We start from the raw sequence: 20,347 nt of genomic DNA on the forward strand, positions 1-20,347 counted from the left end.
CTGTTTCCACATCATTCCGGTGCGGCGGGTGCCGCAATCCGCCTGTCGAGCCAGACCATTGTCGCCCCGACGACCAGAAAACCGATCGCTATCATCACCGCGTTGAGAAGAACCTGCGTCCATCCGAGAGCGCCGACATCGAGGAAGGGATAGGCATAGGAGCCTTGCGCCCGGCCGCGGATGGTGCCGTAGGCGAAATAGAGAAGCGGATAGAGCATCCACTGGAACGGCGCACGGAAGGTGAGCGCGTTCCTGGGAACGAAGAGCAGCCAGAACAGCGGAACGAGGACCGGATTGAGCCGGTGCAGCAGGAAATCCGCGAGGAGGCGCGCGCCTTGAAGCTCCCGCAGCCCTTGCAGCAGAAGAGCGAAGACGACCCCGACCAGCATGATGCTGAGCGCCAAACCGCCGACCCGCCAGCTATCTTTCGGGCGAAGTCCCGCGATGGCGATGTGGCTGAAGACGATGGCGACCAGGAAATTCGTGATGATCGTGAAATAGCCGAAGATCGCCCAGAGCGCACCGGCCAGACTTGCCCCATTCACTATCACCGTGCGCAACTCGATCAGGAGGCCGAGCCAGGCGGAAATCGCGATTGCCGCGGCAGCCATTCGCGACAGGGCGGATGCGCGTTCCGTGAGCATTCAGTTCTCCCGCAGTTGAGAGGAGATTCCTCTGCAACCTTCTACACGATCGGCCGGAACATTTCATCTCCTGGAATCAGCCTGGCGAGACAAGCCCTCTCACATAGTCCCGTAGCGTCATCCTTCCCCGCCTCACCCCGTTCGCAGGCCGCATCGGCGCGTCCAGCGTCAGCCCCGTCATGCCCGCATAGGATTTCACGGCCGCATCGGAAAAGCCGAGCGCGCGATAAGCCCGCTCCCATTCTTCGCGCGGCGTGGTGACGGTCCTGACCGGCCTTCCCAGAACTTCGGCAAAAGCCGCAGCGACATCGGCCGGGCAGTAATGCTCGGGCCCCTCCACATGCAGCAGCCGAGCCTGCTCGGCCGGCTCCATCATCAGATCGGCCGCCGCCTCACCCAAATCCTGCGGAGCCACCATCGGCAAGCGATGATCCTCCGGGAAGAAGGTATTCAGCACGCCCTCTGCCCGCGCCGCTTCCAGCGCGAAATCCCAATTGCTCATATAGTAGGCCGCGCGAAGGATGCTTGCCGGGATCGGTTGCCGCTTCAGCCCCTCCTCCAGCCCGTAAAGCGTGCCGAGATCACCGATCCCTTCGCCCTTCTGGGCGCCATAGGTGGAGTGGCCGACGACCTTTTCCAGCCCTGAGCCCTCGATTGCCGCGAGGATCGAGGCGATCGTCGCCTTCTCCTCGGCGTCCGTATCGCTCGATGGCGGCGCGGGCGGATTGAGCGCATAAAGGCGCCCGCCCTTTCGAAGGATTTTTCGGAGCGCTTCGGTGTCATGGACATCCGCGGCCGCGATTTCCGCGCCCTTGCGGCGCAGCCGATCCGCCTTTTCGGGATGCCGCGCAACGATCGTCACCGGCTCGCCGCGCGAAAGAAGCGTCTCGGCCGCCACAGATCCCACATGGCCGGTTCCACCAAGAATGATGTGCATCGGGTCCTCCTCCTGGGTTCAAGAAGGAATTCTCCACAGCCGCCAGGGTTCCCTGCGCGCAGGGATCGGCATTGCGCCTGCCTTCGTGGACGGATACCTCTTCCTGCACGCAAAAATACGGAGGACGCCGATGCAGCTCACCAATCAGGACGTGATCGAACTGACCGCATGGCGGCGGAAGCTGCACACCATGCCGGAGGTTTCGGGGCAAGAGGTGGCGACCGCCGCCGAGGTCATGTCCTTTCTTGGCGAGACGCGGCCGGACCGCGTGGTCTCCGGTCTCGGCGGCACGGGCGTGGCGGTGATCTACGACAGCGGAAAGCCGGGGCCGACGGTGATGTTCCGCGCCGAGCTCGACGCGCTGCCGATCGAGGAATTGGGCCAGCCGGAACATCGTTCGCGCATTCCCGGCAAGGGTCACATGTGCGGGCATGACGGGCATATGGCGACGCTCGCGGCACTCGGCCGGGCCTTCGGCCGGAAACGGCCGGAGCGCGGGCGGGCGATCCTGCTCTTCCAGCCGGCCGAGGAAACCGGCGCGGGCGCGGCGGCGGTGATCGCCGACGAGAAATTTGCCGAACTGCGGCCCGATTACGCTTTCTCCCTGCACAATATGCCGGGCCTGCCGTTTGGCCATGCCTGGCTGAAGGAGGGCACGGCCAATTGCGCCTCGCGGGGCCTGAAGATCGTGCTCGAAGGCAGGACGGCGCATGCCTCCATGCCCGAAACCGGCATTTCTCCCGCGCCTGCCGTCGCAAGCCTGATGCCGGCGCTCACGGGCTTGAGCAGAGGCACGGTCGCCGCCGGCGATCTCGTGCTTGCGACCGTGACGCATGCCTCGATCGGCGAACCGGCCTTCGGGATTGCGCCGGGACGGGCCGAGCTATGGGTGACGCTACGCACCATGACGGACGGACAGATGGAGGCGCTCGTCGCGGCGGCGGAGACGTTGGCCAGCGACGCAGCCGCGGCCGGCGGGCTCCAGTGCCAGATGGAATATCACGACATCTTCGGCCATTGCGAAAACGACGCGGAGGCCACGAGGCTGCTGCGCGCCGCAATGGATGCGGAAAAGGTGAGCCACGAGGACGGCGAAGCGCTGCGGGCGTCGGAGGATTTCGGCCGTTTCGGCGCGGTCTCCAGATCGGCCATGTTCTTCCTCGGCGCGGGCGAGAACATGCCGGCGGTGCACAATCCCAATTACGATTTTCCGGACGAGCTGATCCCGATCGGCGCGAGCGTGTTCATGCGCGTAGGCCGGGATATTCTCGGCTGACCCAATACGTTACGTGTCGCGGCCGCCGAAGAGGTTGACCAGCAGGTTGTTGCTCCTGCCGGGGCGGCGGCCGTCATGTTCGGGCACGATGACCATATGGGTGACCTCGCCGCGGCGGAAGGCGGCCAGGAACTTGTCGTAGTTCTTGAACGCGACGCAGCCGTGCGAATCGCCGGGATTGGAGCGCAGGAGATAGGTGTGCGCCAGGAGGCCGGTGCGGCCCTGCGGATGCTTGCCGTCGACGGAGGTCAGGCGGATGGCGGCGACGCCATGAAAGGGCTTTTCGCGCATCGACAGTCTGTAGGTGCCGGGAGGCGTTGGGCCGTTCATCTTCACATGCGTGTATTTCGGGTTGTCGCGCATCTTGCCGATGCCGGAATGGGCCTCGAGCTTCGTGCCGTTCGGCATGTGCACGACGCCGTTGGTGATGTCGTAGATGGCGACCTTGCTGCCGATTCCCGGCCATTTGGGTGCTGGAGCCGCGGGCTCTTCGCGCATCGGATTGTTCGGCTTTGCGAAGGCAAGCGCGGTCGGCTCGTCGTCCTTGTCCTTCTCCACCTTGCGGGGCTTCTGCGGCGCGACCTGGTCGATCGCGGCCAGCGCGTTGGCGGTCGCAGGCTTCGGAGCGGCTGCCGGACGCGTGTCGGGCAGCGGGCCGGCCATCGGCAGACCGCTGGCGTCAGCAGGAGCGGGAGCGGGAGCGGGAGCGGGTTCCTCTACGATCGCGGGCGCTTCCTCAAGGGCTGCCATTTCGACTGGCGGCATGTTCTCGAGTTCCGCGACGCTCACCGGCGGCGCGGCTTCCTGAACCAGATCCGGCGCCGATGCACCACGCGGCGCGACTACGACGAGGCTTGCCATGGCGGGAGCGAGCGCCGCCTTGATGGTCTTTGCTTCGGGCCGGCTCGCCGCAAGCTCGGCGAATTTCTCCTCATGGGCGGCGCGCGCGAAAGCCACTTCCAGGTTCTGCCTGACGACGGCGGTCTCCGGGCGGCGCGCATTCAGGGCTGCAAGTTCGGCCCCTTCAAGACGGGCTGCCTTGGGTGCGGCGGCGAAGCGGTTTTCCAGCCGTGAGAACTTGGAAACTTCGAGATGCCGATCCGAGGCCACGGGTGGAGCTGCGAGCGGCCGCACCAGAGCGGTTTCGAAGCCGACGCTGGAAGCGCCCCTGACCGACATGGCGAGCGTCACGACGCTTGCCGTCATCAGCGTCGCGACGACGAGGCCGGTCCCGATGACCATGTTCGTCAGAAGCGAGCGGCGGGGGTTCCTGCGGCGCGGACCCGTTACCTGCATATGTCCGCTGTTCTTGGAAACCTGGATCGAACGCACCATCACCCGTTACCCGTACCGTCACTCACACCGATGCCCGCCGCTTTTCTCGCGGCCCCCGCGAACGGCGGGGAAACGGGCGAATACGCATGAGAATGAACGAGTATGGTAACCAATGTGTTTACACCGCCCCGATGTGATACGCCGCCCTGTCAATATTTTCGGAATCGCGAATACAGCCGCAAATTGCCCAAAATTTAGCGAAAATGCGGCGGGGAGGTGTCAGCGGAGCATTCGGAGCGGCTGATGAGGCCGGGGCAGACGGCTTAGCCGTCGATCCTGCGGATGGTGGCGCGCTCCATGAAGAACCATGGACGAAGCTTGACGCCGAGCACATTGCCCGCGAAGGCTGCGACCGCCCAGAGATAGCCGTGCAGGCTGCCCGACGCGATGCCGGAGAAATAGGCCCCGATATTGCAGCCATAGGCGATGCGCGCGCCGTAACCGAGCAGGAGCCCGCCGATGACCGCGGCGAGGATCGAGCGCAGCGGAATATCGAGGCTCGGCGCAAAGCGGCCAGCGAGTGCTGCAGCCAGCATGGCGCCGGCGACGATGCCGAAATCCATGACCGAGGTGACATCCGCAAAGACGCTGCCGGCGAGCGCCTTGGCGTTGGCGGGTGTCTGCCAATAGGTCCAGGCGGTGGGGTCTATGCCGATCACCTGTGCACCCTTGGCGCCCCAGAGCGCGAATGCCGAGGTGATGCCCCAGGGCCGGCCGGCGAGCGCCAGGGTGGCGAAGTTGAGAAGCGCCAGCGCGACCGCGCCGAACACCAGCGGCCAGGGACCACGCAGGAAGCGCGCAAAGCCTTCGCGCGGCGATGCGGGTTCCTTTTCGAGCGTGCCGTGACGGATTTTCTCGATCCACACGGTTAGAGCCGCGATCGCCGCGAAGATCAGAAGCGAGACGGCGATGCCACCCGCCGCGCCGAAGCTGGTGACGAGCGAGGTCGGCGGCAGCGACGGCAGGCTCACCCACCAGTCGAAATGGATGGTGGCGAGAACAGAGCCTAGGATGAAGAAGAAGAGCGTGACCAGCATGCGGGCATTACCGCCGCCGGCGGTAAACAACGTGCCGGAGGCGCAGCCGCCGCCAAGCTGCATGCCGAGGCCGAACATGAAGGCGCCGACGATGACGCCGAGACCGGCGGGCGAAACCGAGCCGCGCACCTCGTTGCCGAAGAGCACGCCATTGGCGAGCGCCGGGAAGAACAGGATGACGGCGATGGCGAGCAGGATCATCTGCACGCGGAGCCCCCGTCCCCTGCCCTCGGCGATGAAGACGCGCCAGGCGGAGGTAAAGCCGAAGGCCGCATGATAAAGCGAAATGCCGAGCGCGCCGCCGATCAGGAACAGCACACCTTGAACGGGGCCGTAATAGAGCCCGAGCAACAGAGTGCCGACAACGAGCGCCGCGAGTGCTGCAAGTCCTGGCGCGCCGAGCGGAGGCAGGCCGGCGGCACGCGGCTCGATGGAAGACGAAACGGACATGATGAAACTCCAATCTTTGGAGTGTGTATAAACGCCGCGTCCAAGCCTCGCGAGGAACGAGGTTTCAACCTCCGCCAAGCATGCGGATTCGTCTTTCCGTCTTCGCCGCCCACGCCTAAAAAGCTTCCTTATGTCGAGGGAACCACCCCCGATTGCCCTTAGAGCTTGATCCTCGACGCATGGCTTGTCATCTTACGCGCAAGCAAGGGAATTTGGAGGAAGCGCGATGAAGGCCCTGCTCCTGATCGACATCCAGAACGGTTTCTGCCCCGGCGGCAATCTGCCCGTGCCCGAAGGCGACAAGATCGTGCCGATCGTGAACCGGCTGATCGAGGACGGCGGCTACGACCTGATCGTCGCCTCGCAGGACTGGCATCCGGAGAACCATGGCAGCTTCGCCTCCCGGCATCCAGGCAAGAAGCCGTTCGAGATGGGCGAGCTTTCCGGCCAGCCGCAGATGATGTGGCCGGATCACTGCGTGCAGGAAACGGCGGATGCGGATTTCCATCCCGATCTCAACACGGACGCCATCGACTTCATTCAGCAGAAGGGCGAGAACCCGGCGATCGACAGCTATTCCGCCTTCCGCGACAACGACCGGGCGGCGGTGACGGGACTTGCCAACTATCTCAGGGCCCAGCAGGTGACCGAACTCGATCTCTGCGGGCTGGCCACCGATTACTGTGTGAAGTTTTCAGCGCTCGACGCGCTGGAAATGCTCCCGGACGTGAAGGTGCGTTTCATCAAGGACGCGAGCCGCGGCATCGATCCGAAAGGCGTGAAACAGGCGATCGCCGAGATGGAGGCCAAGGGTGTGACCATCCTGACGAGCCGGGATATCCTGCGCTCCTGAGCGGGCCGCCGGCGCAACAGGATCGGCGGCATGCTTCAGCGGAATCGATAGATCCATCAGCCCAATTGAATTGCCTCCGGCACGCTTGACGCTTAAACGCTGCGCCAGAGGTATTCCCATGAACCGCAGCGATCTTCTAGAAGGCGTCAGGGGCGGAGCCATCATCGCGCTCTCTTCCGCACCGTTTGCAGTGCTCTTCGGCGCCGTGGCCGTCGATAACGGGCTTTCAGTCGCCGAGGCCGGGCTGATGAGCGCCGTCGTCTATGCCGGCGCCAGCCAGCTCGTCGGCATCGAGCTCTTCGGGCAGAACGTCGCGCCCTGGCTGGTGGTGCTGTCCGTCTTCGCCGTGAACTTCCGGCATGTGCTCTATTCGGCCGCGATCGCCCGCTTCATCCGGCATTTTTCGCCCGTCCAGAAGTTCTTGACCTTCTTCCTGCTGACCGATCCGCAATTCGCCGAAAGCGTGCGGCGCGGCGAGGACGGGCGCGGTGTCAGCTTCATCTGGTATCTCGGCTTCGGGGCCGCGATCTATTTTCCCTGGCTGTTCTTCAGCGTCGTCGGCGCCTATTTCGGCCGGATGATCGGCGATCCGAGGACGCTCGGCATCGACGTGCTGCTGCCGATATACTTCCTCGGCCTGGTGCTCGGCTTCCGCAGCAAGCCCGGCTTCTACCCGGTCGTGCTCGCAAGCGTGCTGGGCTCCGTCCTCGGCTACCATTTCGTCGGCTCCCCCTGGCATGTCAGCATCGGCGCGGTCGTCGGCATCATCGTCGCCGCGCTTCTGCCGTTGCCGGCTTCCGAACCCGAGGGCGAGCCCGCAAGCGAGACGGAGGCCTGAGATGGAAGACCATTCCAGCATGGGCATGGTGCTGCTGATCGCCGCCGCCGCGGTCGCGACTTTCCTCACGCGCATCGGCGGCTATGTGCTGATCACGCGCATGAAAACCATTCCGCCGCGCATGGAAGCGGCACTGAATGCGGTGCCCGCCGCGGTTCTGGCGACGCTCGTGGCACCTGCCTTCTTTACCGGCGGCTGGGACGTGAAGATCGCCATGGGGGCAGCCCTTCTCGTGGCGCTGCGTTACCCCGGCCTCATCATGCTCGCTGCCGGCTGGGCGGCGGCAATGGTCTGCCGCCACCTTCTGGGCTTCTGACGAGCCCTCTCAGAGCGTTTCCAGGATAGGGCATTCCAGAAGGCGACCCGTCGTGGCATCGGCAATGCCGCGATCGGTCTGGTGCGGCCCGGCATTGCAGGCAAGCGTCGCGCCGAAGCAGGCCTTGAAGACCAGGTAGGGCGGCTGCCAGTCCACGATGCGGTCCACCGCCGCGCGGATCGCCGAAAAGCCTTCGGAGACCTCCTTCAATCCGGCTTCGGAAACAAGGCCCGCCAGTGGCAGGGGCAAAATCGCATCGACCTTGCCGGCGGAAGCGACCGCCAGGCCGCCGCCCGCCTCGATCACCGCATTGGCGGCCGCCGCCATGTCACGGGGGTTGCCGCCGAACACCGCGAGATTGTGGCTGTCATGCGAAACGGTGGTGGCGAAAGCTCCGCGCCAGGCGCCCCAACCCCTCAGGAAGCCAAGACGGGTGCGGCTGTCGGCGCGGCCGTGGCGGTGGGTCACGGCAATCAGCGCCGTTCCCTCCGGGGGTACCACGTAACCGTCGACGACATCCGCATCCGTCTGCCCCCAGCAAGTGAATCGCGGCTGGTCGATCGTCGCGAGGCGAACCTTGCGGCCTTCCGCGCGCAACCGGAAATCCTCTTCCCGCAAAGGCTGGAGCTTCACGGAATCGCGAAGCGGCATCGGGTCCGCGGCGGTCAGCTCCACGACCATGTTTCCGCCCTTGGCGACCCGCCTGCCGCTGACGAAAACCTCGCGCACGCGAAAATCCGTCAGATCCTCGAAGAGGACGATATCTCCCCGCCGTCCGGCGGCGATGAGACCGAGATCGGCCCGGCCGATGCGGCGGGAGGCGTTGAAGGTGGCGGCCTGCAGCGCCCATTCCGGCTTCATGCCGTAGCGCACCAGCCGGCGCACCACGTCGTCCAATCCACCCTGATGGTAGAGATCGTCGGGGAACACGTCGTCGGTGCAGAGCGTCACCGTCTGCGGCAGATGGCCGAGCTTGTTCAGCGCCTCGACGAATTCCGGCAGAAGGTGATCGTGCGAGCCGCGCAGCTCGATCGTCAGGCCAGCGCGCAGCTTGGCCAGCAGATCGCCGCCCGAGACCAGCTCGTGATCCGACGTGACCCCGGCGGTCATGAAAGCCTGGAGATCGCCGCCGGCGAGGCTGCGCGCATGGCCGCAGATCAGCTTTTCCGAGGTGAGCGCCGCCTGGACGATATCGGTCATGCGGGGATCGCGCTCGATGACGCCGCGCATGTTCATCATTTCCGCAAGGCCGCCGATCTCCGGCCATAGCAGCATTTCCTCGATGACATCGGCATCGAAATCGGCGCCGGCCATTTCGAGCCCCGGCGCGGAGGGCACGCTGGAGGGCGCCAGCATGACGGCGCGCAGCGGCAGCTTCTTCTTCGCCTCGACCGCCCAGCGCACGCCATCGACGCCGTAGACATTGCCGAATTCGTGCGGGTCCCAGACGATGGTGGTGACGCCCCGCGGCAATACCGCCGCCGCATAGTTTGCCGGCGTGACCATGGAGCTTTCGACATGCATATGCGTATCGATGAGGCCGGGCGAGACGAAGGCCCCGCCGGCATCGACGGTTTCCGCCGCGTCGGCGCGGCTGCCGGCTTCATGGACGCTGGCGATCAGCGGCCCGACAAGGCCGATATCGGCGCGGCGCAATTCACCCGTCACCATGTCCACCAGCGTACCGCCGGCAATCAGCACATCGAAGGGCGCATCGCCCCTCGCCGCCTCGACCGCGCGCTCGCGCAGTTGCGGATCGTTGAACTCGCAAACGGTCGCGATCATTCCCTTCATCGGCCTGCCTCCATTCTCAGGGCATCCAAAATCATCGTGCGTGCCCGGCCGGCATCGATATCCGCTCCGTAGGCAGCGTTGAATTCGGCCTTTCCGGGCCGTGTTTCCAAAATGGTGCGGCCGCGGGTGAGCGCGCCGGCAAGTTCGACATCGAGCCGTGCTTCACGCCATGTCACCGCTTCGGGACAGACGAAGGCGACGGCCGCGACGGCATCGTAGAGCGACATCGCCGCCCTGCCCCGGCTGGTGGCGATCCCGATGAACCCTTCCAGCAGATCGGCGACCAAAGCGGCGTTGCGGCCGCCGGCCTCGCGTATGGGGAGGACGTCATCCGGGCCGGCCAACACCTTGCGGCAAAGATCGAGATCGACCATGCGGAAGGGAATGCCGTGCGCCAGTACGATGGCCAAGGCCTCGGGATCGGCAAAGGCGTTGTATTCGGCCGAAGCCGTGTGATTGCCGCTGGTCACGCCGCCGCCCATCCAGACGATCTCTGTAATCCTTGCCGCCAGATCGGGGCGGGCAAGTGTCAGCACCGCGATATTGGTGAGCGGACCGAGCGCCAGGATGCGGCGCGGCCCCTCGCCTTCCAGCCAAAGGCAGAGAGCGGAAAAGGCATCCCCCAGTTCCGGCACGGGGACCTGCGGCAGATGCAGGCCGGCGGTCGGCATGCCCGCCGCGCTGAGCACGCTCTCGGCGGTCTCGATGCGGCCGAGAACCGGCGCCGCGCGACCGCGATGGACGGGAAACCGCCAGCCGAAGGCTTGCGATGCCCCGGCGGCATTCTTTTCCACCTGGGCAAGCGTGGCATTGCCGAAGACCAGCGAAACGCCGTCCACCGTCTCGCCCGATGCCAGGACGACCATCACTGCGGCGATGTCGTCGAAGCCCATGTCGGTATCGATCCAGACGCCCATCGGATCAGCCGAACCGCTTGAGTTCCGCCGCCTTTTCGACCGGAAGATCGAAGGCGAGCTCGGTATCCGGTGCGTGGGCAGGCAGGCTCGCGTCGATTTCGGCCTTGATGGGCCCAAGCGGCGTATCGAGCAGGTATTCGCGGCTGTCGCCGGAGAAGGATGCGCCGCGCACGGTGCCCCGGAAAGGACCTGATCCGAGGGTCACCATGCGCGGCCGCCAGGCCAGTCCCGCCGCTGAGGGGACCGGTCCGGGAAGCTCCGCCAGGCCGTTAGCGGCCTTCAGCTTTCCGCCGGAAAGCTCGAATATGTTCTCGAAGCCGACGAAATCCGCCACGAAGGCGGAAGCCGGGCGGTTATAGATTTCCTCCGGCGTGCCGATCTGCTCGATCGTGCCGCCCTTCATGACGACGATCCGGTCTGCGAGCGACAGCGCCTCGCCCTGGTCGTGGGTCACGAAGATCATCGTCACGCCGGTCTCCTTCTGCACACGCTGGAGTTCGGTGCGCATTTCGAGGCGCAGGCGGGCGTCGAGGTTCGAAAGCGGTTCGTCGAGAAGCAGAACCTTCGGCTCCATGACCATCGAGCGGGCGAGCGCCACGCGCTGCTGCTGGCCGCCGGAAAGCTCGGCGGGCTTGCGCGAGGCGAAGCTCGTCAGGCCAACCGACTTCAGGCCGGCATTGACGCGCTTTTCGATGTCGGCGGCGGGCAGCTTCTTGAGCCGCAGACCGAAAGCGACGTTCTCGAAGACGCTCAGATGCGGGAAAAGCGCGTAGGACTGGAAGACCAGCCCGACCGAACGCCTGTTGGCCGAGACGCGGGTGATATCGGCACCATCGAGCCGGATACGGCCGGAGGCAGGTGCAAGCAGGCCGGCGATCGCCCGCATCGTGGTCGTCTTGCCGCAGCCCGACGGACCGAGGAAGGCGACGAGCTCGCCCTTGCGGATGGAAAGGTCGAGCTCTTTCACCGCAATGCTGTCGCCATAGGCGAGCGTCAACTTTTCGAGGCTCAGGAAATCGAGATCAGACATAGCGGGAGAATCCAAGGAAACGTTCGGCAAGGAAGACGATGCCGATGGACATGAAGGCGAGCAGCGAGGAAAGCGCGGCCACCGACGGATCGAAGACGATCTCCATATAGGCGATCATATCGATCGGCAGGGTGCGCACACCGGGCCCGGAGAGGAAGAGCGAGACCGGCACCTGATTGAAGCTGGTGACGAAGCCCAGGATGAAGGCGGAAAGAATGCCGCCGCGGATATTCGGCAGCACCACGCGGAAGAAGGCGCCGAGCCGCGAGGACCCGAGCAGCACGGCCGCCTCCTCAATATCGGAACGGAGGTTCGCAAGGCTCGCGGAAACCACGCGCACCGCATAGGGCAGCACGAGCGCTGTATGGGCGAGGAACAGAGCCGGTGTGATGCCGATGCCGAAGGGCACGACGAAATAGCGCAAGAGCGCCAGACCGACGATGATGCCCGGCACGATGACCGGCGCCGAGACGATGGTGCGGACGGTTTCGGAGAGCGGCAGCTTGTAGCGCGACATGGCATAGGCTGCGGGAATGCCGAGTACCAGCGCGCAGAATGTGCCGCCGATCGCGAGCATCATCGAGGTCGCGAAGCTGTCGCGGAAGCTTTCGACTGTGAAGACCTTGGCGATCCAGCGGAGCGAAAAGCCTTGCGGCGGGAAGGCGAGCGTTTCGCCCGCGGAAAAGGACGCTGCGACGATGATGAGGAAGGGCCCGATCAGGAAGCCGATCACCAGGAAGAGCGCAAAGGGAGCGAAGAGGCGCTGGATCATCGGTTGTTCCTCGCGGTTGCGACGCGCTTCAGGAGCAGATTGGCGGCGAAGCTCATGACGATCAGGATCAGCGCGATGACGCTTGCCGAGACGAAGTCATTGGCGACGCTGACCTGCTGATAGAGCAGCGTTTCCAGCATCAGCACCTTGGAGCCGCCGAGAATGGCGGGCGTGATATAGGCGGTGAGCGAACCGGTGAAGACCAGCGTTCCGCCGATCACCACACCCTCCTTGGTGAGCGGCAAGATGACTTTCCAGAAGACCTGGAACCAGTTGGCGCCGAGCACGCGGGCGGCCGGAACGGCATCGCGCGGCATGTTCTCGAGCGCCGAGATCAGCGAGATGATCATCAGCGGCAGAAAGAGCTGAAGGAGACCGATGAAGACTGCCGTCTCGGTGAACAGGATGCGCAGCGGCCCGTCCGTCAGCCCCAATCCCTGCAGCGCCTGATTGACGATGCCGGTGCGCCCGAGAATGACGATCCAGGCATAGGTGCGCGCAACCGGCGAAATCATCAGGGGCAGGATGACGAGGCCGATCATGCGGCCCTTGGTGCCGGGTTTCAGATTGACGATCGCAAATGCAGCCGCATAGCCGATCACCGCTGAGACGACGGTGACGATGGCGCCAAGCCTCAATGTCCGCCAGAAGACCGTCTGGTTGATCGGCTCGGAAAAGAAGCCGGTATAGGCGGCGGCGCTCCAGCCCTCCGCAGACTTGAAGCCTTCCGCCAGCAGCAGGATCACCGGCAGCAGAAACACTGCCGCCGCGAAGACTGCCGCCGGCAGGGCAAGTGCCATGGCTTCGGCTCTATTGTGAAACATCGCTCGTCTTTCTCCTGCATCCCGCTGCACGGAATTGCGTTTGTGCCCCCTCTGGCCTGCCGGCCATCTCCCCCACAAGGGGGGAGAAAACAAGCCGCGACGCCCTCGTCCGCTCAACAGCAGCCTTGGGGCACTAGAGCCCCTCCCCCTTGTGGGGAGGGGTTGGGGAGGGGAAAACTGACTTTACTGCCCTACCTTGGCGTTCCACTCGGAAAGCCAGGCATTGCGGTTGTCGAGCGCCACGTCTGAGGGGATCAGCTTCAGGCTCTCGGCGGTTTCCTGGCCGTAGGTGATGTTGTTCGCGACCTGGTCGGAAACCTTCACTTCCTTGTTGGCCGGGCTATCGACGAGGGCTTCGGCGAGCTTCGCCTGGACTTCGGTGGAGAGCCAGAAATCCATGAACTGCAGGGCAAGCTCCTGGTTCTTGGAGCCCTTGGCCAGCACCATGACGTTCATGCCGCCCGTCTGGCCTTCCTTCGGCGTCGCCCAGCCGATCGGCAGATCGAGCTTGGTGAAGGGCGCCCAGGAGAAGCGGCCGATCGGAGCGGCCCAGATCTCCTCCTGCTGCATGAGCTGAACGAGCTGCGAGGACTTCACGTAGAAGGTAACGATCTCGTCCTTCTTCTCGCCGAGGGCTTCGATCGCGCCCTTGAGGTCCGGGCTATCCTTGCCGAGCGCCTGGCCCAGCATGTAGAGCGCCGGCGGGCCCTGGTTGGTGGTGACATTCGGGAAGGCGACGTGCTCGACATATTCCGGCTTCAGGAGATCGGCCCAGGACTCGATCTTCATCTTGTCGGTGCGGTAAGCGATGGAGGTCGCATAGAAGGTATAGCCGACGCTCATACCGTCGCCGTTCGGGTCCTTGGCGATGTCGTAGAGCTTGTCGAAGTTGGAAAGCTTGGAGGTGTCGATCTTCTCGATGAGGTCCGAGCGGGTGGCGGCGAGCGCATCGGCCATCGAGACGACGGCCATGTCGACCACCGGATTGGCCTTGTTGGCCTCCATCTTGGCGAGCCGCTCGACGCTGTTTCCGGTTTCCACCACCAGCTTGCAGCTGCACAGCTTCTCGAAGGGATCGTAGACGATCTTCTTGAACTCGTCCTGCGCGAAAGCATAGACGGAGATAGTGAGCGTCTTTTCCTGCGCGTGCGCCGCGCCCATGCCGAGCATCAGGGCTACGCCCGATGCGAGAATGACCTTCTTCATGATGCGAGTTCTCCTTCTGTCCGGTTTCTTGCTTGCGACAATCCCATGCCTGCGACACCCGTGGAGTGGCGGATCACCAGTTCCATCGGAACTTTCGGAACGGCGGCCGAGACGGGCCCGAGGATTTTCTGTTCCTCACCGCCGCGCCGCTCCGCCTCGATCGTATCGACCAGCGCCGCAACGGCAATTTCGGCGACCGTTTCCATGTCCATGCGCATGGTGGTGAGCCCCGGCGTCACGACGGAGGACCAGATGAGGTCGTCGAAGCCGCTGACGCTGACCGCCTGGGGAACCGCGATGCCGGCACCCTGCAATTCGGTGAGCGCGCGAAGCGCGATGAGATCGGAAAGGGTAGCGACCGCGGTGACGCCACTACGCACCTTCTCGACGAGGCCGAGGGGACAGCCCGCGCCGCCCGCCGCCTCCAGCTTTTCGATCCAGAGGGTTTCCGTGACCGCGCCGCGGCCGAGACCCGACTTCAGCCCGCCGATGCGGTCGTTCTGCACATTGGAGGCGGGGCTGTGGCCGATGAGAAGCACGTTGCGATGGCCGAGCTCGCGCAGATGGCCCCCCATCTGCCTGCCGCCCTCCCAATGATCGGCGGCGACCGTATTGCCCGGCGTCGAAGGGCTGTCGATGACGGCGACGGGACAGCTTGCCTCGACGATGCGGGTGCCGCGGCGGGGCACGACGACCATGCCGTCCACGCCACGCTCGATGAGCCTGCCGATCGCTTCCGTCTGCATGGCGGTCTCGCCGCGGGAGTCGGCGATCAGCACGCCGTAGCCGGCGCTTGCCGCGGCATGTTCGATCGCCTGGGCGATCTGCGGAAAGAGCGGATTGGCGATATCGGGAAGGACGAGGCCGAGAACCCCGCTGCGGCCGGTGCGCAGCGCCCGCCCCGCGACACTCGGCACATAGCCGAGTTCGGCGGCGGTGGCGCGGATGCGCTCCACGAGTTCGGGAGAGACCCGGCCCTTGCCGGAAAGCGCATTCGAAACGGTCGCGACGGAAACGCCGAGCGTTTCCGCAATCCTCGACAATTTCGGTTTCGACCGGTCCACGTCGGCGCCCGCGCTTGAAGGTGATTAATCGTTTAATCCGCCTAGCGCGACAACGCCCGCTTGTCGAATCGAATCTGCAAGTTTCCCGAACTATTGCGCCGGCATTTTTCGCGCCCGCATCCGCCGCATCGGAGTAACGTTCCTGAAAAGAATGAGTTTTCCGTTGGCGGAAACAGGCAGAACATGGGCGCAAACGAAACAGCGTCCTTCTTCCTTCATGCAAAACTCGACCCGAGGAAAAGAGCAGGAAATAAACCTGCCCAAAACGGTCAAACGGCCTGCAACAATCAGAAGGGAACGAAAATGAAGCATCTCCTTGCAGCCACCTGCCTTGCCGCGGGCCTTCTCGCCATCGGCAGTCCGGCCTCCGCGGCCGAATGCGGAGACGTCACGATCGCAAGCATGAACTGGCAGAGCGCCGAAGTTCTTGCCGCGCTCGACAAGCTCATCCTCAACGAAGGCTACGGCTGCAATGCCGAGATCATCGTGGGCGATACCGTGCCGACCATCACCTCCATGGTGGAGAAGGGCCAGCCGGACCTCGCGCCCGAGGGTTGGGTGGACCTGCTGCCGGAGGTCGTCGGCCGCGGCATTACCGAAGGCAAGCTCGTGGGCGCGGCCGTCGCGCTCTCGGACGGCGCGGTACAGGGCTGGTGGATACCGAAATACCTCGCCGACGCCCATCCGGACATCAAGACCATCCAGGACATGCTGAAGCATCCGGAACTCTTCCCCGATCCGGAGGATTCCAGCAAGGGCGCGATCTTCAACGGCCCGGCAGGCTGGGGCGGCACGGTGGCGACCGCGCAGCTCTACAAGGCCTATGAAGCGGAAAAGGCGAACTTCACGCTGGTCGATACCGGTTCGGCGGCCGGCCTCGACGGATCGATCGCCAAGGCCTACGAAGCCAAGCAGGGCTGGGTCGGCTATTACTGGGCGCCGACCGCCCTCCTCGGCCGCTACGAGATGGTGAAGCTCGAGCACGGCGTGCCTTATGACGCGGCCGAATGGAAGCGCTGCAATACCGTGGCCGACTGCCCCGATCCGAAGCCGAACGACTGGCCGAAGGACAAGGTGCAGACGCTGCTCACGAAGAGCTTCGCCGATCGCGCCGGGCCGGAGATCATGGATTATCTCAACAAGCGCGCCTGGACCAACGATACGGTCAACAAGCTGATGGCCTGGATGACCAACAACCAGGCGACCGGCGAGGACGGCGCCAAGCAGTTCCTCCGTGAGAACGAGGCTCTGTGGACCTCGTGGGTTTCGCCAGAGGCCGCGGAAAAAGTCAAAGCCGCCCTCTGACCTGAACAACACCTTGGATCGGGCGGCGTGATGTCGATCGCGCCGCCTCTCCGTTGTTGTACGGCTTTCCAAAGCCGCATGTCGCACCCGAAGGAGGCCCGAGATGGAATGGCTGACCCGTTTCCCGCATATGGACGACAGCAGGTTGCGCGACCTGAAGAAGATGATCGACGACGGTTTCCGGTCCTTCACCCGCGCCTATGGCGACTGCATCGAATCCTTCTTCGATCCGCTGCAGCTCTTTCTCATTCATTCCGAACGCCTGCTGACGCGCACGCCCTGGCCGATCGTGCTGATCGCGATCGCGCTGATCGCCTGGCTTGCGAGCCGCAACTGGAAAATCGTGACGGGCTGCGTCGCAACCCTTCTGGCGATCGGCTATTTCGACATGTGGGACGACACGATGAAGACCGTCTCGATGATCTTCGTCTGCACCGTCCTCTCGATCGCCATCGGCATTCCGATCGGCATCGCCATGTCGCGCTCCGACCGGCTGCAGAACATCGTCAACCCCGTGCTCGACGTGATGCAGACCATGCCGAGCTTCGTCTATCTGATCCCCGTCGTCATGCTGCTCGGCATCGGCAAGGTGCCCGGCCTCATCGCCGTGGTGATCTACGCCATCCCGCCGATGATCCGGCTCACCAATCTGGGCATCAGGCTGGTTGACCGCGATGTTCTGGAAGCGTCGGACGCGTTCGGCTCGTCAAGCTGGCAGCGGTTGAAGGACGTGCAGATGCCGCTTGCGTTGCCGACCATCATGGCCGGCATCAACCAGACGATCATGATGGCGCTCGCCATGGTCGTTATCGCCTCGATGATCGGCGTCCAAGGCCTCGGCCAGCCGGTGCTGAGGGCGATCTCCAACCAGTATTTCACGCTGGGTATCTTCAACGGGCTGGCGATCGTCGGCATCGCGATCATCTTCGACCGCATCAGCCAGGCCTACGGCCAGCGCCTGCAGCGCCACCGCGAGATCGTGCACGGATAAGGCAAACCCGATCAGACGAAATGGACCGGGCTGTTCTCCATCTTGAGAGCGGCCCGGTGGTCCCGCTCATAGGAAGCGCGCAGGCTGTTGCGCTTTTCGGCGGAGGCCGGTTCCGTCAATGTCAGATGGAACACGCCGTCGGGATAGGTGCCGGTGGCCTCGGCATTGTCGGTGTTGTTCAGAAGCGAGTTCAGGAACTTCAGGGTCATCCAGCACCTCCTATTTTCCGCGCATCAACGAACATTCGCCGCATCGGTTCCGCATGCTCTTCCAATCGTTAAAATCTTAACCATCTTTGTTAGAGATTTCTTAACATCGCGGCTCGCGCGCGGATTTTTTATGCTACATTCGCGCCCGGAGCAGGAACGAGGAAGCATGTCGCCCTTTGGTCCTTAGGCGGATAGCAACGTGTCCGCCACCTGGAGGAACCATCCGGCAAATTCGACGTTTCATTCTGTTGGTATCTTGGGAGGAGCTAGCAATGCGCAACACAAGTTGGGAGAAGCCTGTTCACGTGACCTTCGGCCATCTCGGCACGGAATACGTGAAAAGCCCGTTCGAGGCACTGGCACTCTTGACCGACCGCTGGCCGGACATGCGAGGTCCGGAATTCGTGAGAGCCCGCAGCGCCTGCCGGGCGGCGCTCGATGGACGCAAATCCCCCGAGGAAGCGCGGCAACAGTTCGAACAGGCCGTGAGCGAGGCTCGGCTTTATACGCACTGAGCGTCCTGACGTATCGTACGGGCATTATTCCGGACATGATCGCCGGCCGCGCAGCGCGCGCCGGCCTTTTTCATGTCCAGTTTCATGTCCGGGCGCGGCGGAGATCGCGGCGGGATAGACGAAACGGAATTCGCCCGCATCGACATCCTAAAGAACAGAATTTCTTGCCTTTTGGAGCTTGCCCGCCGAAAAGACCCTGCTTACATGAAGCAATCGAAAGAAGGCTCCGATGACAATCCATCCCTCCGTTCTCAGCGTGATCGGCAACACGCCGCTTATCCGGCTCAAGGGCGCTTCCGAAGCGACCGGCTGCGAAATCCTCGGCAAGGCGGAGTTCCTCAATCCGGGCCAGTCGGTCAAGGACCGCGCGGCGCTCTACATCATCCGCGACGCGGAGAAGAAGGGGCTGCTGAGGCCCGGCGGCGTGATCGTGGAAGGCACGGCGGGCAATACGGGCATCGGCCTGACGCTGGTTGCCAAGGCGCTCGGATACCGCACCGTGATCGTCATTCCCGAGACCCAGAGCCAGGAAAAGAAGGACGCGCTGAAATTGATGGGCGCGGAGCTGGTCGAGGTTCCGGCCGTCCCCTACAAGAACCCCAATAATTATGTGAAGGTTTCCGGCCGGCTGGCCGAGGAGCTTGCCAAGACCGATCCCGCGGGCGCGATCTGGGCCAACCAGTTCGACAATGTCGCGAACCGCGAGGCGCATGTGCAGACGACGGCGCCGGAAATCTGGGAACAGACCGGCGGCAAGGTGGACGGCTTCGTGTGCGCGGTCGGATCGGGCGGCACGCTCGCCGGCGTCGCGGAAGGCCTGAAGGCGAAGAATCCGAACGTCAAGATCGGCATCGCCGACCCGGAAGGGGCGGCACTCTTCGAATACTACGCCCATGGCGAGCTGAAATCGGAAGGCTCCTCGATCACCGAAGGCATCGGCCAGGGCCGCATCACCGCCAATCTCGAAGGCTTCACGCCGGACTTCGCCTACCGCATCCCCGACGCGGAGGCTTTGCCGCTCATCTTCGACCTGGTCGAGAACGAAGGCCTCTGCCTCGGCGGCTCGACCGGCATCAACATTGCCGGCGCCATCCGGCTCGCCAAGGACCTTGGTCCCGGGCACACCATCGTCACCATTCTCTGCGACTACGGCAACCGCTACCAGTCCAAGCTCTTCAACCCGGACTTCCTCAAGTCGAAGGGCTTGCCCATCCCGCGCTGGTTGACCGAAAAGCGGCACATCCCCGTTCCTTTCGAAACCGTCTGACGCAATCCCAGGAACCGACATGCCAGTGGAAGCCCTCTACCGCGACGACTTCTATCTTTCGACTGCCGAAGCGGTGGTGACCGCCATTCACGAGGATGGCGGGATAGAGCTCGACCGCACCTGCTTCTACGCCGCTTCCGGCGGCCAGCCGGGCGATACGGGCTTTCTGGAGCGCAGCGACGGCGCGAAAATCCAGCTTGCGCCGACGAAGCACGGAGCGACCAAGGACATCGTCGTCCATGTTCCGCTCGTCGGCGAGCCGCAGCCGCTGGTCGGCGAGAAGCTGACGCTGCATGTGGACTGGCCGCGCCGCTACCGCCTGATGCGCATGCACACCGCCTGCCATCTGCTCTCGGTCGTCTGCCAGTATCCGATCACCGGCGCGGCCGTCGGCGAGGAGGAAGCGCGGATCGACTTCGACATGAGCGAGACGATCGACAGGCATGAAGTGACGGCCAAGCTGATGGCGCTCGTCAAGGAGAACCATCCCGTCTATGTCCAGTGGATCACCGACGAGGAACTGGCGGCCAATCCCGGCATCGTGAAATCGAAAAACGTGCGCCCGCCGATGGGCCTCGGCCGGGTGAGCCTCGTATGCATCGGCGAGAACTCCAGCATTGACAGCCAGCCCTGCGGAGGCACACATGTTTCCGAGACGCAGGAGGTCGGGGCGATCCACATCGCCAAGATCGAGAAGAAGGGCAAGGAGAACCGCCGGTTCCGAATCCGGTTCGGCGAGCCCTCCGCGGCGGAAGCTTAAGAACTCC

Annotated in this window: 21 protein-coding genes; 9 read left to right on the forward strand and 12 right to left on the reverse strand. The window is 64.1% G+C overall.

What is annotated here, in order from left to right:
* Positions 1-11 precede the first annotated feature (11 nt).
* Both YH62_RS02830 and YH62_RS02835 read right to left on the reverse strand, forming a co-directional pair.
* Complete coding sequence (locus tag YH62_RS02830) at positions 12-644, reverse strand: Pr6Pr family membrane protein (RefSeq protein WP_046792619.1); 633 nt, start codon at positions 642-644, stop codon at positions 12-14.
* 76 nt (positions 645-720) lie between these two features.
* Positions 721-1,581 (reverse strand): NmrA family NAD(P)-binding protein, encoded by an 861-nt coding sequence (locus YH62_RS02835; RefSeq protein ID WP_046792620.1) that lies wholly within the window; start codon positions 1,579-1,581, stop codon positions 721-723.
* A gap of 130 nt (positions 1,582-1,711) precedes the next feature.
* Between YH62_RS02835 and YH62_RS02840 the strand changes: the two genes are divergently transcribed.
* Positions 1,712-2,857 carry an amidohydrolase gene (locus YH62_RS02840; protein WP_046792621.1) on the forward strand — a complete coding sequence of 382 codons (1,146 nt, stop codon included), beginning with the start codon at positions 1,712-1,714 and terminating at the stop codon, positions 2,855-2,857.
* Positions 2,858-2,866: 9 nt separating this feature from the next.
* Here YH62_RS02840 and YH62_RS02845 read toward each other — a convergent pair whose 3' ends face one another.
* Both YH62_RS02845 and YH62_RS02850 read right to left on the reverse strand, forming a co-directional pair.
* Entirely contained in the window at positions 2,867-4,192 is a 1,326-nt protein-coding gene (locus YH62_RS02845) for a DUF2778 domain-containing protein (RefSeq protein ID WP_052760332.1), read from the reverse strand.
* Between the two features lie 263 nt (positions 4,193-4,455).
* The gene (locus YH62_RS02850; protein WP_046792622.1) at positions 4,456-5,679 is read right to left on the reverse strand and encodes a YeeE/YedE family protein; all 1,224 of its coding nucleotides are present in this window, start codon (positions 5,677-5,679) and stop codon (positions 4,456-4,458) included.
* A gap of 226 nt (positions 5,680-5,905) precedes the next feature.
* Between YH62_RS02850 and pncA the strand changes: the two genes are divergently transcribed.
* From pncA to YH62_RS02865, 3 genes are all read left to right on the forward strand, one after another.
* Positions 5,906-6,532 (forward strand): bifunctional nicotinamidase/pyrazinamidase, encoded by a 627-nt coding sequence (gene pncA / locus YH62_RS02855; RefSeq protein ID WP_046792623.1) that lies wholly within the window; start codon positions 5,906-5,908, stop codon positions 6,530-6,532.
* Between the two features lie 118 nt (positions 6,533-6,650).
* Positions 6,651-7,370, forward strand: a complete 720-nt coding sequence (locus YH62_RS02860; protein WP_046792624.1) for an AzlC family ABC transporter permease — start codon at positions 6,651-6,653, stop codon at positions 7,368-7,370.
* Between the two features lies 1 nt (position 7,371).
* Complete coding sequence (locus YH62_RS02865) at positions 7,372-7,686, forward strand: AzlD family protein (protein WP_046792625.1); 315 nt, start codon at positions 7,372-7,374, stop codon at positions 7,684-7,686.
* A gap of 9 nt (positions 7,687-7,695) precedes the next feature.
* On the opposite strand, the gene YH62_RS02870 is transcribed toward YH62_RS02865, so the two are convergent.
* The 7 genes from YH62_RS02870 to YH62_RS02900 all read right to left on the reverse strand — a co-directional run bounded on the left by YH62_RS02870 (position 7,696) and on the right by YH62_RS02900 (position 15,293).
* The gene (locus tag YH62_RS02870; RefSeq protein ID WP_046792626.1) at positions 7,696-9,480 is read right to left on the reverse strand and encodes an adenine deaminase; all 1,785 of its coding nucleotides are present in this window, start codon (positions 9,478-9,480) and stop codon (positions 7,696-7,698) included.
* Positions 9,477-10,397, reverse strand: coding sequence for a nucleoside hydrolase (locus tag YH62_RS02875; RefSeq protein WP_046792627.1), 921 nt, complete (start codon positions 10,395-10,397; stop codon positions 9,477-9,479). Before YH62_RS02875 ends, YH62_RS02870 begins: the two co-directional genes overlap by 4 nt.
* 4 nt (positions 10,398-10,401) lie before the next feature.
* Complete coding sequence (locus YH62_RS02880; RefSeq protein ID WP_046792628.1) at positions 10,402-11,427, reverse strand: ABC transporter ATP-binding protein; 1,026 nt, start codon at positions 11,425-11,427, stop codon at positions 10,402-10,404.
* Positions 11,420-12,199 carry an ABC transporter permease gene (locus YH62_RS02885; protein ID WP_046792629.1) on the reverse strand — a complete coding sequence of 260 codons (780 nt, stop codon included), beginning with the start codon at positions 12,197-12,199 and terminating at the stop codon, positions 11,420-11,422. Before YH62_RS02885 ends, YH62_RS02880 begins: the two co-directional genes overlap by 8 nt.
* Positions 12,196-13,023, reverse strand: a complete 828-nt coding sequence (locus tag YH62_RS02890) for an ABC transporter permease (protein WP_046792630.1) — start codon at positions 13,021-13,023, stop codon at positions 12,196-12,198. Before YH62_RS02890 ends, YH62_RS02885 begins: the two co-directional genes overlap by 4 nt.
* Before the next feature lie 183 nt (positions 13,024-13,206).
* On the reverse strand, positions 13,207-14,229 hold the full coding sequence (locus YH62_RS02895) for an ABC transporter substrate-binding protein (protein WP_046792631.1): 1,023 nt from the start codon (positions 14,227-14,229) through the stop codon (positions 13,207-13,209).
* Entirely contained in the window at positions 14,226-15,293 is a 1,068-nt protein-coding gene (locus tag YH62_RS02900) for a LacI family DNA-binding transcriptional regulator (protein WP_046792632.1), read from the reverse strand. Before YH62_RS02900 ends, YH62_RS02895 begins: the two co-directional genes overlap by 4 nt.
* Before the next feature lie 303 nt (positions 15,294-15,596).
* Here YH62_RS02900 and YH62_RS02905 point away from each other — a divergent pair, with 303 nt between their 5' ends.
* Both YH62_RS02905 and YH62_RS02910 read left to right on the forward strand, forming a co-directional pair.
* Positions 15,597-16,598, forward strand: coding sequence for an ABC transporter substrate-binding protein (locus tag YH62_RS02905; protein WP_046793011.1), 1,002 nt, complete (start codon positions 15,597-15,599; stop codon positions 16,596-16,598).
* 103 nt (positions 16,599-16,701) lie between these two features.
* Positions 16,702-17,589 (forward strand): proline/glycine betaine ABC transporter permease, encoded by an 888-nt coding sequence (locus YH62_RS02910; protein WP_046792633.1) that lies wholly within the window; start codon positions 16,702-16,704, stop codon positions 17,587-17,589.
* A gap of 11 nt (positions 17,590-17,600) precedes the next feature.
* On the opposite strand, the gene YH62_RS02915 is transcribed toward YH62_RS02910, so the two are convergent.
* Positions 17,601-17,798: a hypothetical protein gene (locus YH62_RS02915; RefSeq protein ID WP_046792634.1), complete on the reverse strand. Its 198-nt coding sequence runs from the start codon at positions 17,796-17,798 to the stop codon at positions 17,601-17,603.
* A 272-nt stretch (positions 17,799-18,070) separates the two neighbouring features.
* Here YH62_RS02915 and YH62_RS02920 point away from each other — a divergent pair, with 272 nt between their 5' ends.
* From YH62_RS02920 to YH62_RS02930, 3 genes are all read left to right on the forward strand, one after another.
* Positions 18,071-18,313: a DUF982 domain-containing protein gene (locus YH62_RS02920; protein ID WP_046792635.1), complete on the forward strand. Its 243-nt coding sequence runs from the start codon at positions 18,071-18,073 to the stop codon at positions 18,311-18,313.
* Between the two features lie 229 nt (positions 18,314-18,542).
* The gene (locus YH62_RS02925) at positions 18,543-19,580 is read left to right on the forward strand and encodes a cysteine synthase A (protein WP_046792636.1); all 1,038 of its coding nucleotides are present in this window, start codon (positions 18,543-18,545) and stop codon (positions 19,578-19,580) included.
* A gap of 19 nt (positions 19,581-19,599) precedes the next feature.
* On the forward strand, positions 19,600-20,340 hold the full coding sequence (locus YH62_RS02930; RefSeq protein WP_046792637.1) for an alanyl-tRNA editing protein: 741 nt from the start codon (positions 19,600-19,602) through the stop codon (positions 20,338-20,340).
* Positions 20,341-20,347: the final 7 nt, after the last annotated feature.

The sequence above is a fragment of the Rhizobium sp. LC145 genome (assembly GCF_001005825.1).
In the GTDB taxonomy this organism is placed as follows: Bacteria; Pseudomonadota; Alphaproteobacteria; order Rhizobiales; family Rhizobiaceae; genus Neorhizobium.

Excerpts from the sequence above, each read along its gene's own strand:
- YH62_RS02840 (WP_046792621.1), top strand. The coding sequence starts at position 1,712 with ATGCAGCTCACCAATCAGGACGTGATCGAACTGACCGCATGGCGGCGG.
- YH62_RS02830 (WP_046792619.1), bottom strand. The coding sequence starts at position 644 with ATGCTCACGGAACGCGCATCCGCCCTGTCGCGAATGGCTGCCGCGGCA.
- YH62_RS02930 (WP_046792637.1), top strand. The coding sequence starts at position 19,600 with ATGCCAGTGGAAGCCCTCTACCGCGACGACTTCTATCTTTCGACTGCC.
- YH62_RS02860 (WP_046792624.1), top strand. The coding sequence starts at position 6,651 with ATGAACCGCAGCGATCTTCTAGAAGGCGTCAGGGGCGGAGCCATCATC.
- YH62_RS02895 (WP_046792631.1), bottom strand. The coding sequence starts at position 14,229 with ATGAAGAAGGTCATTCTCGCATCGGGCGTAGCCCTGATGCTCGGCATG.
- pncA (WP_046792623.1), top strand. The coding sequence starts at position 5,906 with ATGAAGGCCCTGCTCCTGATCGACATCCAGAACGGTTTCTGCCCCGGC.
- YH62_RS02920 (WP_046792635.1), top strand. The coding sequence starts at position 18,071 with ATGCGCAACACAAGTTGGGAGAAGCCTGTTCACGTGACCTTCGGCCAT.
- YH62_RS02910 (WP_046792633.1), top strand. The coding sequence starts at position 16,702 with ATGGAATGGCTGACCCGTTTCCCGCATATGGACGACAGCAGGTTGCGC.
- YH62_RS02850 (WP_046792622.1), bottom strand. The coding sequence starts at position 5,679 with ATGTCCGTTTCGTCTTCCATCGAGCCGCGTGCCGCCGGCCTGCCTCCG.
- YH62_RS02925 (WP_046792636.1), top strand. The coding sequence starts at position 18,543 with ATGACAATCCATCCCTCCGTTCTCAGCGTGATCGGCAACACGCCGCTT.
- YH62_RS02870 (WP_046792626.1), bottom strand. The coding sequence starts at position 9,480 with ATGAAGGGAATGATCGCGACCGTTTGCGAGTTCAACGATCCGCAACTG.
- YH62_RS02845 (WP_052760332.1), bottom strand. The coding sequence starts at position 4,192 with ATGGTGCGTTCGATCCAGGTTTCCAAGAACAGCGGACATATGCAGGTA.
- YH62_RS02865 (WP_046792625.1), top strand. The coding sequence starts at position 7,372 with ATGGAAGACCATTCCAGCATGGGCATGGTGCTGCTGATCGCCGCCGCC.
- YH62_RS02915 (WP_046792634.1), bottom strand. The coding sequence starts at position 17,798 with ATGACCCTGAAGTTCCTGAACTCGCTTCTGAACAACACCGACAATGCC.
- YH62_RS02875 (WP_046792627.1), bottom strand. The coding sequence starts at position 10,397 with ATGGGCGTCTGGATCGATACCGACATGGGCTTCGACGACATCGCCGCA.
- YH62_RS02885 (WP_046792629.1), bottom strand. The coding sequence starts at position 12,199 with ATGATCCAGCGCCTCTTCGCTCCCTTTGCGCTCTTCCTGGTGATCGGC.
- YH62_RS02890 (WP_046792630.1), bottom strand. The coding sequence starts at position 13,023 with ATGTTTCACAATAGAGCCGAAGCCATGGCACTTGCCCTGCCGGCGGCA.
- YH62_RS02880 (WP_046792628.1), bottom strand. The coding sequence starts at position 11,427 with ATGTCTGATCTCGATTTCCTGAGCCTCGAAAAGTTGACGCTCGCCTAT.
- YH62_RS02835 (WP_046792620.1), bottom strand. The coding sequence starts at position 1,581 with ATGCACATCATTCTTGGTGGAACCGGCCATGTGGGATCTGTGGCGGCC.
- YH62_RS02905 (WP_046793011.1), top strand. The coding sequence starts at position 15,597 with ATGAAGCATCTCCTTGCAGCCACCTGCCTTGCCGCGGGCCTTCTCGCC.